Below are 11,020 nucleotides of genomic sequence, written 5' to 3'. Positions count from 1 at the left end.
CGACAAACTAGAACGATTAACTTGAATTGCGCTCAGCGAGACCCATTTGTTGATGACGATCCAAGGAAAATCATGCTCAACTACTTTCGTCGTAAACGCCGTGATCATTGGCTCGCCCAGCACCCGATTGACGATGCATTGTGGTTGCCCGCCACCACCATGCCGGTGCTAAAAAACCTCAGCGCGAGTGAATTAGCGCGCCTGCGTGAACTTGCCGCATGGTTTTTACACACCAAATCGATCCAAGCCAGCGAAGGGATTGAATTTTCTGACCCGATGCGGGTGATTTTGGCGGCGCAAGCCGTACTGCCGATTTTAAATCTGGGTTTTGAAGCGTATGACGATTGGCAGGAAATCATTATTTATCCGCGCCCGTTTTACGCCAGCCACCGCCACGTTGACGCCATTGGCGTCGTTCACGAAGGCGAGCAATTGCTCGCTGGCCAAGCGCGCGGTGATGGTCCGGTGCTGTTTTCATGGAACGACGTGATGGATGGGCCGCATTTAGACGGCTGGAATGTGGTGATTCATGAATTAGCGCATAAGCTCGACATGAAAAACGGTGGCTACGCCAATGGCTATCCAGCCCTACATGCCGGAATGAGCGAAGCGGCATGGCAGAGTGCGTTTACCGCCGCCTTTGCCGACTTAAGCGCCAAAGCGGATGCCCATGCCGACGCTGGCGAGCACTCGGACATTGATCTGTATGCCGCCACTAATCCAGCCGAATGCTTTGCGGTACTGAGCGAAGTATTTTTTGAAGCGCCGCAAATCCTACAAGCGCACTACCCCGATGTTTACACGCAAATGGTGTTGTTTTATAAACAAGACACCGCACAAAGGCTGAGCCCCAGCCCTTACCGCCCAATCTCCCAATACAGTGAACCCAGCGCATGATCGGCCTACGCCACACCGCCCCAATTGACATCACCCATCAAGCTCAACAACTGGGTATTGCCCTGTGGGATACTATTCCTGAAGGCGCTACACATATACTGCAATGGAATACCGACCGGCTAGAGCTACTGTCTATGCATGACAAGGCCATTGTTTGCGTTGACTTTGTCAAAGGCGCGGCAGCGCATCGCCGCCAATTTGGCGGAGGCCGTGGGCAACCCGTTGCCAAAGCCGTCGGCATCAAAGGCGAATATATCCCACGTATTTTGGACGCCACCGCCGGCCTTGGCGGCGACGCCTATGTGCTCGCGAGTTTAGGCTGCACCATGACGCTGATCGAGCGCACGCCGATTGCGTATTTACTGCTGAGCGACGGCCTAAAACGCGCCGCAGCGGATGCCCAAACCGCTGATATCGCCGCCAGAATGACGCTGCATTTTGGTGATGGCCGTGAATGGCTAACTGAGCGCGCGCAAGGCTTAGGGCCACTGGCTGCGCAAGAGTTTGACGTGGTGTATTTAGACCCGATGTTTCCGGAACCGGGCAAACGCGCTAAATCCAAAAAAAGCATGGCCGCTTTTCAAACGCTGATCGGAGGCGACGAAGACGCCGATGCACTCTTAGCACCAGCGCGCCTGATCGCCAAAAAACGCATCATCGTCAAACGCCCCCGCCTCGCCCCACTGATGGCCGGCGCTCGACCCGATTTTGTATTTGATGGCGAAAGCACCAGGTTTGATGGCTATCTGCCAACGGGTGGCATTCAAAAAGAATAATAACTGACGTATTACCCGCCAAGCCTTTACCAGCAAGACTCACCCGCCAATACATCAACAAAAACGTAGGGCGTATTCGCCGCGCAGCGGCAATACGCCAGCCCCTCATTCGGCGTAATGCCTTTGGCGATTACGCCCTACTTGATTGCAATTAGGCTTGCCGCAAGCATTTTCCCAACAAGCTACAATCTAAACTTCACCAACGACCACCACGCCAACTAAGATATCTTCCCCATATTCCCCATACGATTTTGGTGATCAAGATGTCGCACACGCAGCTGCAATTTTCGAATCAATTGCATGATATTGATTGGCCCAAAGTGACTAGCTGGTTGAGCAAATGTTATTGGTCGCTCGGCATTAGTCAGCAATATGTTGAACAAGCCGCAACAGCATCAACCGTCGTAATCGGTGCATTTATTGCTGGGCAACAAGTTGCCTATGCAAGAGTTGTTAGCGATACGGTGAGGTTTGCTTACTTAGCGGATGTTTATGTTGATGAACAACATCGACATCAAGGCATTGCCCGCACCATGACCGCCCAATTACTTCAGCACCCCAAATTGCAGCATGTAGTGAGCACCTACCTTTTTACCAATGATGCGCATGGCGTATATCAAGAGTTAGGTTTTGTTTCCTACCCTAATCCTGAAAAATTTATGGTAAGAACCAATCCGCAAGCGCTTGATTTTCGTCACTCAAATACCTAAATATTCTGCCAGCCTAAGGTGAACAATGCCTAATTACCACCAAATTGGATCAACACAAATACAAACTACGCATCGAGCCTCCTGTCATTGCGGCAGCGTAGTACTTGAGATTAAGCTTCCAAATGGCGTAGAGAATCCTCGTTATTGTGATTGCTCGGTATGCAGACGTCGATCTGCTGTTACTTCTTCAGTACCTCTGAAACACCTGCGCATCATTCAAGGCGAAGAACATTTAACGCTCTACCAATTCAATACTCGGATTGCTAAACACTATTTTTGCAAAATTTGCGGCATCTATACTCATCACCAACGCCGATCAGACCCAAATGTTTATGCATACAATGTTGGTTGCCTAGAGAAAGTAAATCCATTTGATCTTGGGACACTCCCAATCTCGGATGGAATAAACCATATTTCGGATAGAACACAAAACAGCCAAGCAAGCGACTTTGACTGTTTCAATCAATAAGCAAAAAACAAAACCACTAGACGACCGGTCTAGTCTAATGTAGGATGCGCTCATGACTTCTGAACACATCGACGTACGTCAGCATATTTTGGATACCGCCAAGCCGATTATTCTCGGCAAGGGGTTTTCGGCTGTCGGTTTGACTGAGATTTTAAGCGCCGCCGCTGTGCCCAAAGGCTCGTTTTACCATTACTTCAAATCTAAAGAAGCGTTTGGTGAAGCCTTACTGGAGGATTATTTTGCTAATTACTGCCAGCGCTTGGATGAGATTTTTAATGCCCAAGGCTCAAACGCGGGCGAGCGAATGTTGGCGTACTGGGGTAGTTGGTTAGAAACCCAAAGTTGCGACGACCGCGACGGGCAATGCCTCACGGTCAAATTGGCCGCCGAAGTCTCGGATTTATCTGAAAGCATGCGCGGTAGTTTAGTGCGTGGCACACAGCAATTATTAGCCCGTATTGCTCAGTGCCTCAATGAGGGCGAGCTGGATGGCTCAATACCCCACTTTGCGAGTACTGAGCAAACGGCACTGCATTTATACGAAATTTGGCTGGGCGCGACTTTACTCACCAAAATTCGCCGCGACCGCAGCGCGCTTGAGGGCGCAATGCAAAGTACGCGAGATATTTTAAGCTTGCGTTAATGACGCACTGTTTTCCCCCTCGCGGCAGCCGAATTTGCCGCTGGGTAATTTAGTTACCGCAAGACTTTAAGATAAATCGCAGCTGCGATTTATTTTTTAATTACCAACTAGACGACTGGTCTAATAAAGGCTTTAACCATGACTAATTTTGAATTTTTTAATCCAACTAAAATCGTTTTTGGCACCGACACCATCGCCCAACTCGAGCAACTGGTTCCTGCCAACGCCCGCGTGATGATTTTGCTCGGCGGCGAAAGCGCACGCAAAAATGGCACACTCGCTGAAGTCAAAGCCGCGCTGGGCGCACGTGAAGTGCACGAATTTAATGGCATTGAACCTAATCCATCTTACGAAACACTAATGCAAGCGGTAGAGATAATTCGCGCCGAAAAACTCGACTTTTTACTCGCAGTCGGCGGCGGCTCAGTGATTGATGGCACTAAATTTATCGCCGCAGCGGTGCCTTTTGTGGGCGAACCGTGGGATATTTTGACGCACTTTGGCGGCAACATCCAAAGCGCCCTGCCTTTTGGCACGGTGTTAACGCTACCGGCCACCGGCTCAGAAATGAATCATGGCGCAGTGATTACGCAAAAAGCCACGCAAACCAAATTGCCATTTATGAATCCTTTGGTGTTCCCGCAGTTTTCGATCTTGGATCCAAGCAAAACCTTTACTTTGCCAGAGCGCCAAATCGCCAATGGCGTGGTCGATGCCTTTGTTCACACCATTGAGCAATACCTCACTTACCCAGCCAATGGCATGGTGCAAGATCGCTATGCCGAAGGCCTTTTACAAATCTTGATTGAAATCGGCCCTAAAGTATTAACCAGCCCACAAGACTACGATTTACGCGCCAATTTAATGTGGGCAGCCACCCAAGCGCTCAATGGTTTAATCGGCGCGGGTGTGCCGCAAGATTGGTCAACGCATATGATCGGCCACGAACTCACGGCATTATTTGATATCGATCACGCCCGCACATTGGCGATCGTCTTGCCGGCCAGTTTGATGCTGCGTAGCGAAAGCAAACGCGAAAAACTATTGCAATACGCCGACCGTGTTTGGCATCTACACCACGGCAGTGACGACGAGCGCATCGCCGCAGCGATTGAAAAAACCCGTGATTTCTTTGAAGCCATGGGCATCAAAACCAAATTAGCCGATTACGACTTAGGCCCAGCCGCCATCGACGCCGTCATTAAGCAACTCGAAGCCCACGGCATGACGCAATTGGGTGAACGCCAAGATGTAACACTTGAAGTCAGTCGCGACATTTTAACTGCCGCACTATAAACAAAGCCTTAGCACCGGGCCATGTCCAAATCGACTGGCCCGTTTCAACCTTAAAGGATGCGCAATGAGCAGCAATCGCCAAATCGTTTTAAATTCCCGCCCCGTGGGCGCGCCAACGCCAGCTGATTTTCGCCTCATCGAATCGGCGATACCAACGCCAGCGGCGGGCGAAATCCTGCTTCGCACCACGTATCTGTCGCTAGACCCCTATATGCGTGGCCGGATGAGCGATGCCCCCTCTTACGCGCCACCAGTTGCGCTTAACGACGTGATGGTCGGCGGCACGATTGCCCGCGTGGAAGCCTCTAACCATCCGCAATTTAAAGTCGGCGATGTGGTGCTTAGCTATAGCGGCTGGCAAGACTACGCGATTTCTAACGGCGAAGGCGTGAATATCTTACCGGCTGATATGGCGCAACCTTCGATGGCGCTCGGCGTATTAGGTATGCCCGGTTTTACCGCCTATATGGGTTTACTCGATATTGGCCAACCTAAAGCGGGCGACACCGTGGTGGTAGCGGCGGCAAGCGGCGCAGTCGGCGCGATTGTCGGCCAAATCGCCAAGCTAAACGGCTGCCGCGTGATCGGCATTGCTGGCGGCAAAGATAAATGTGACTACGTCACCAATGAGTTGGGTTTTGATGTTTGCATCGATCGCAAAGACGCCGATTTTGCCGCGCAATTGGCCGCAGCCTGCCCGTCTGGGATTGATGTGTATTTTGAAAGCGTTGGCGGCGCAGTGTTTGACGCCGTTTTGCCACTACTGAATGTCGGCGCGCGAATCCCAGTTTGTGGCTTGATCGCGCATTACAACGACCAGCAATTACCCGCAGGGCCAGATCGACTCGGCTTATTGATGGGTACGCTATTAAAAAAACGCATTAAGATGCAAGGCTTTATTATTTTTGATGATTACGGCCATCGTTACGGCGAATTCTTTAGCGCGATGAGTCAATGGCTAAGTGAAGGCAAAATCAAATTTAAAGAAGACGTCGTGCAAGGCCTAGAAAACGCCCCCGAAGCCTTTATGGGCCTACTTGAAGGCAAAAATTTCGGCAAACTCGTCGTTCGCGTCGAACAATAATCCGTCCAAAGCCAGCGATGGCTGCGGCAATAAAAACCCGCCCGACTGCGCTAAGCACATCGAGCGGGTTTTTATTTTGCGTTGATGCTGTGCCGCAGGCACTTAAAACCATCAACACGAAAGCTGAAAAACGCCATTTTATTAAGGTATATTTCTCTGCTTCTTGTCCTTATTGGCTCACAAAGCTATACCCTAAATTGCTCAACGCGGCCGTTGAGTTCCAGCACCAGCGCTTTAAGCTGGCGAACTGAATTGGCGGCGCTGCCGACTTCGCGCACATTGTTTTCTGCCATGCTCGAAATGTCCTCCACATTGCGCGCGATATGCTGAGTGGCGCGGCTTTGCTCTTGTGTGGCGCATGAGATTTCACCCACCAATGGCCCCACTTGCGCCGAATGTAGATCTAATTGCTCAACCAACTGATCGGCTTGCTGCGCCAATTGCGCGCCCTGCCTTGCGCGCTGACTCACGCCTTCGATATTACCGACCACACTTTGCGTTTCTTGCTGAATAATTTGGATGGTTTCGGTAATTTGCTGCGTCGATTGCCCTGTTCGCTCGGCCAGTTTACGTACCTCATCAGCAACCACCGCAAAACCTCGCCCCATTTCTCCTGCGCGCGCCGCTTCAATGGCGGCATTCAGCGCCAATAAATTGGTTTGATCGGCGATTTCGCGAATCACACCAACAATCTCTGAAATCTGCAAAGAGCGTTGCCCCATGCTGTGCACCGCGCCAGCCGAAGAATCAATATCATTGGCAATTTGATGCATTTCTTCGGCAGCGGCTTTCACCGCTTGCCGCCCGTGGCCTGCCAGTTCACGTAATTCTCGTGTTACATCGGCGGTGCCACACACATTGGCCGCCACTTGATCAATGCTGGTACTAATTTGCTCTATGGCCACCGTCGCCGAGGCGGCAGCGCGATGTTGCGCTACCGAGCCTTGCTCAACGGCTTGCGAAGAGTTCACCAGCTCATCGGTGGTTTGCGACACTTGCTGCGTGGCGCTAGAAACGCGCATTAATAACTGCTGCAAGCTGGCAATTAAAGCATTAAAGGTATCGGCGATTTCAGCCAGATCACGATTGCCGCTGATTTTTACCCGCTGTGTTAAATTGCCACTGGCGGCAATTTGCTGCATCGCTACCCGTAAAGTATCTAATGGCGAGGTAATACTATGAGCAATCCACAGCGAGGCCAATAATAATACACTGGCCACCAGCACTAAAGCCCCGCCCAAAAATAAAGCCCGCTGCTTAAAAATCGCATCCAAATCGTCAATATAAATTCCCGATGAAATCACCCAGCCCCAAGGCTGAAACAGTTTTGCAGTCGCGATTTTTTCTACTGGGATATCTTGACCAGGCTTAGGCCATAGATAGCGCACAAATTGCGCATTGCCATTTTGCGCGGCCTTGACTAATTCGACGACGATCGGCACACCATTTTTGTCTTTTAACCCCGATAAATCCTTGCCGGTGAGCTCAGGCTTAATCGGATGCTGCACCATACGATATTGCGGATCATAAATACTGAAATAATTGTCTTTGTCATAGCGCAGGTTTTTTAACGCCGCTTTGGCTTGGGCTTGCGCAGCTTCTTTTGACAAGCTGCCGTTTTTTTCTAGCTGCCCATAATGCTCGATCACGCTATGACCCAATTCAATCAGGCTTAAAGTCTTTGCCTCCCGATCTTCGAGCATGGATTGTCGGCTCGATAATAGCATTGCCAGCCCAATACCCAGTAAGCCCAGCAATGCCAAACTCGTTAGCAACCATAATTTATGTTTAATTCTTAAAGCGACACCCATTGCATTCACCCCATCACATCAGACCAGCTTCACCATAGCTGACTTAATATGAAATTTTGGTGAATTTTATTTGTATAAATTGCTATGCGGCGCACCCACAATTCGCTGAACTAAGTATTTGGTTCTACCGCAGGAACTTCACCCAATGCGCTCGCTCTATTTGATGCGAATAACATAAATGGAATAAATCATGAGCACCGCTGAAATCGTACTATTTGGCATGGGCGCCGCCTGCTTAATTTCCTTGTGCCAAATGCTGCTGGCAGCACGGCAAGACCGTGTGGAATTGATTTTTATGGGCACCTGCAGCGGATTACTACTGGTTGGTGGCGTCGCTGTTTAATACACGGCTTTATCGCTGAGCTAAGGCTGCAGCGATAAAGCCCCCTTCATTAGCACCACGCTAAGCTGCGATCACCGCGCAAGTTGCATCTCTCCCCCAAATCAAGCCGCACCACATCCTGTCCTGTTTTGTCCCCTATCTTGTCGTTTCTTGCGCTCACCTTGGCGAACCCCTTGTTTTACACTGCTTCTGTCACCGTCAAAATCAGCTAACAAATCGCTAAAGGGTAAAAAATGTCCAGATCCGCACTGCTTGTCATTGATGTCCAACAATCCTTTTTACAAGCGCCTTACTTTAACGCCAGCGATATGCCGCTATATCAAGCCAAGCAGATCGAGCTCATTACGGCTTGTCAGCGTCAGCACATTCCGGTCATTCGAATTTTTCACGTTGAAAAAACCGGTCATTTTTCAAAAGCATCCGGCTGGGTCAAACCGATGGATTTTTTACCGCCTCACCACGGGCTTGAATTTGAAAAAACAGTTCACAATGCGCTACTCGGTTCTGGTCTACACGAATATCTACAGCAACAAGGCATCCAGCATTTAATCATCAGCGGCATCCGCACCGAGCAATGCTGCGAAACGACTGCGCGAGTGGGGTCTGATTTAGGCTACTCGATTGATTTTGTCACCGAGGCGACGTTGACCTTTGCCATGCAACACGCCAATGGGCAAAGCTTTAGCGCCAAGGAAATCAAAACGCATACCGAGCTAGTCTTAAGCGGCCGATTTGCACGAATTTGCAGCATTGAGCAACTTATCGCCAGCTGGCCGGCGCTCGCTCATGCCTAAAAGCCAACATCGATGGTGCTAGTAAATCTAAAGATGGGGTATAGGCGGCTGAGATTGGGATAATTTACGTTACAGCGCAATACGTCAAAATTGGCTGACGATTTAAATTAAACTGGCGCTGACTACTCTGCAATCAGTATGCCCTACAAGGAAATCCACCATGCCGGCTCGTGACCTACTGCTCGCTCTCGTTGTTGTTTTAACGTGGGGCTTTAATTTTGTTGTCATTAAATGGGGCTTGGTGGGTTTACCGCCGCTATTGTTGGCCAGCTTACGTTTTGCCGCAACGGTATTTCCTGCGGTGTTTTTCTTACGTCGCCCTAATCTGCCGTGGCGCTATCTCATCGTCTACGGCCTGACGTGGGGATTGTGTCAGCTAGGGTTTTTATTCTCGGCCATGGCCAACGGCATGCCGGCCGGTTTGGCATCCGTGGTGTTGCAATCGCAAGCCTTCTTTACGCTGATTTTTGCTGCCGTGTTTTTAAAAGAATCTTTCAAGCACAGCCAACTCATCGGCCTATTGATCGCGGGTATTGGCTTGTGGCTCATTGGCAGCAGCCACGGCCAAAGCATGACTTTGCTCGGCTTTATCATGACGCTACTTGGCGCTGCGGGTTGGGCGATGGGCAATGTGATTTTAAAACAGTGCACACAGCAAGGTCTGCAATTTGATGTGTTGGCCTTTATGGTTTGGGCATCGATTGCGCCGTTGATTGGCTTTGTTGGTTTAAGTTTATGGCTAGAAGGCCCGCAAGAAATCGCCACTGCCTTGCAGCATTTCTCAATGCAATCGTTGTTGGCGGTGCTGTATCAAGCGATTTTTGCCGCCCTACTCGGAATGAGTTTGTGGAATTTACTGCTTAAACGCCATCCAACCAACCTCGTTGCACCCTTTAGTTTACTCGTGCCTTGGGTGGGCTTAAGCGCCGCCGCACTGCTACTGAACGAGCAATTACTGCCACAGCAATGGTGGGGTGCGCTGTTATTAATGACTGGCTTAGTGATTAATATTTTTGGCGGACAGATTCGTCAGCTGTGGCGAGCACGTAAACTGGCGGCGCAAAACTAGCACGCAAGGCACGCTGGGTATTTGACGCTACGGTGCTGGTGCACGGCATTCATCGCCCGCGTCGCGGCAACCCAAAATCAACGCGTCAATCCCGCGCCAGCTTAATTCATGCATAATTTATGTCTGCGTCAGTATTTTTACTCATGGCGCTGACTCTATAGGGCCTTGCATGCTTGATTTATATTTTGTGTTAACCCCGCAATTTATGTTGTTGGATTTAGCTGGCCCAGCGGAAGCGTTTCAAATCGCGGCGCTGCATGGCGCAAATTATCGTCTCAATCTGGTGTCGCCTTTAACTGAACTCACCAGCTCAGTCGGGCTCAAGCAACACCAGCTCGCACCACTACCAACGCCGATTCCAGCCGGAGCGACGGTGATTTTAATTGGCGCACAAAATTCTCTCGTCAACCTCAAAAACACCGAAGCCAAACAAGTGGTTACTTGGCTACGTCAGCATTTTGATGCCCAGCAGCATCAACTGGCCTGCGTGTGTTCAGGCACCATGCTGGCGGCAGAAGCGGGTTTACTCGATGGTCGACAATGCACCACCCACCATGAAATCATTGATCGCCTACGCCAAACCGCCCCATTAGCCCACGTGCATGACGATCGTTTATTTGTGCAAGACGGCCCAGTAGCGACCAGCGCGGGGATTTGCTCAGGGATTGATTTGGCGCTGCATTTAATTGAGCAAGATGCTGGCCCCTTGATTGCCCAAAGTGTCGCGCGCGAAATGGTGGTTTGGCTGCGCCGTAGCGGCCAAGATCCACAGCTTTCGCCTTGGCTGGCGCATCGCAATCATTTGCACCCGATGGTGCATAAAGCGCAAGACTTAATCAGCCGCCAAGTCACTGAGCGCTTAACGCTCACCGAGATTGCCGCGCACGTACACACCAGTAGCCGCAATTTAGCGCGCTTATTTTTGCAGCACTGCGGCATTACGCCGCATCAATATCAACTGGATATTCGCATTGCTACTGCTAGGCAATTATTGCAGCAACCGCAGTTATCCATTGAGCGAATTGCCGAGCAAGCTGGGTTTGCCTCAACGCGTGATTTTCGCCGCGTTTGGCAACAGCAAACCGGTAAACTGCCCAGCGAAAGCCGTTAAGCGCTGGCATATCCCCT

The 11,020-nt window shown here is 50.5% G+C and carries 12 protein-coding genes; 11 read left to right on the top strand and 1 reads right to left on the bottom strand.

Annotation, left to right across the window (positions count from 1 at the left end; translation table 11 throughout):
* Window positions 1-72: 72 nt before the first annotated feature.
* From K4H25_RS07535 to K4H25_RS07505, 7 genes are all read left to right on the top strand, one after another.
* Window positions 73-897, top strand: a complete 825-nt coding sequence (locus K4H25_RS07535) for a M90 family metallopeptidase (protein ID WP_221022702.1) — start codon at window positions 73-75, stop codon at window positions 895-897.
* Window positions 894-1,673 (top strand): class I SAM-dependent methyltransferase, encoded by a 780-nt coding sequence (locus tag K4H25_RS07530; protein ID WP_221022701.1) that lies wholly within the window; start codon window positions 894-896, stop codon window positions 1,671-1,673. Before K4H25_RS07535 ends, K4H25_RS07530 begins: the two co-directional genes overlap by 4 nt.
* A 263-nt stretch (window positions 1,674-1,936) precedes the next feature.
* Entirely contained in the window at window positions 1,937-2,383 is a 447-nt protein-coding gene (locus K4H25_RS07525; RefSeq protein ID WP_221022700.1) for a GNAT family N-acetyltransferase, read from the top strand.
* 25 nt (window positions 2,384-2,408) lie between these two features.
* On the top strand, window positions 2,409-2,852 hold the full coding sequence (locus tag K4H25_RS17120; protein ID WP_221022699.1) for a GFA family protein: 444 nt from the start codon (window positions 2,409-2,411) through the stop codon (window positions 2,850-2,852).
* Window positions 2,853-2,904: 52 nt separating this feature from the next.
* Window positions 2,905-3,495, top strand: coding sequence for a TetR/AcrR family transcriptional regulator (locus tag K4H25_RS07515; protein ID WP_221022698.1), 591 nt, complete (start codon window positions 2,905-2,907; stop codon window positions 3,493-3,495).
* Between the two features lie 138 nt (window positions 3,496-3,633).
* Window positions 3,634-4,791, top strand: a complete 1,158-nt coding sequence (locus K4H25_RS07510; protein WP_221022697.1) for an iron-containing alcohol dehydrogenase — start codon at window positions 3,634-3,636, stop codon at window positions 4,789-4,791.
* A gap of 64 nt (window positions 4,792-4,855) precedes the next feature.
* Window positions 4,856-5,875, top strand: coding sequence for an NADP-dependent oxidoreductase (locus K4H25_RS07505; protein ID WP_221022696.1), 1,020 nt, complete (start codon window positions 4,856-4,858; stop codon window positions 5,873-5,875).
* 185 nt (window positions 5,876-6,060) lie between these two features.
* Here K4H25_RS07505 and K4H25_RS07500 read toward each other — a convergent pair whose 3' ends face one another.
* Window positions 6,061-7,686, bottom strand: a complete 1,626-nt coding sequence (locus tag K4H25_RS07500) for a methyl-accepting chemotaxis protein (protein WP_221022695.1) — start codon at window positions 7,684-7,686, stop codon at window positions 6,061-6,063.
* Between the two features lie 190 nt (window positions 7,687-7,876).
* Here K4H25_RS07500 and K4H25_RS07495 point away from each other — a divergent pair, with 190 nt between their 5' ends.
* From K4H25_RS07495 to K4H25_RS07480, 4 genes are all read left to right on the top strand, one after another.
* The gene (locus K4H25_RS07495; RefSeq protein ID WP_221022694.1) at window positions 7,877-8,029 is read left to right on the top strand and encodes a hypothetical protein; all 153 of its coding nucleotides are present in this window, start codon (window positions 7,877-7,879) and stop codon (window positions 8,027-8,029) included.
* Between the two features lie 233 nt (window positions 8,030-8,262).
* Window positions 8,263-8,823, top strand: coding sequence for an isochorismatase family protein (locus K4H25_RS07490; protein WP_221022693.1), 561 nt, complete (start codon window positions 8,263-8,265; stop codon window positions 8,821-8,823).
* 160 nt (window positions 8,824-8,983) lie between these two features.
* The gene (locus tag K4H25_RS07485) at window positions 8,984-9,892 is read left to right on the top strand and encodes an EamA family transporter (protein WP_221022692.1); all 909 of its coding nucleotides are present in this window, start codon (window positions 8,984-8,986) and stop codon (window positions 9,890-9,892) included.
* A gap of 169 nt (window positions 9,893-10,061) precedes the next feature.
* On the top strand, window positions 10,062-11,003 hold the full coding sequence (locus K4H25_RS07480) for a GlxA family transcriptional regulator (protein WP_221022691.1): 942 nt from the start codon (window positions 10,062-10,064) through the stop codon (window positions 11,001-11,003).
* The last annotated feature ends 17 nt before the right edge of the window (window positions 11,004-11,020 follow it).

The sequence above is a fragment of the Deefgea piscis genome (assembly GCF_019665785.1).
Classification (GTDB): Bacteria; Pseudomonadota; Gammaproteobacteria; order Burkholderiales; family Chitinibacteraceae; genus Deefgea.
The sequence above is the reverse complement of the archived record's forward strand: the minus strand, read 5'-3'. Positions and strand labels throughout refer to the sequence as shown.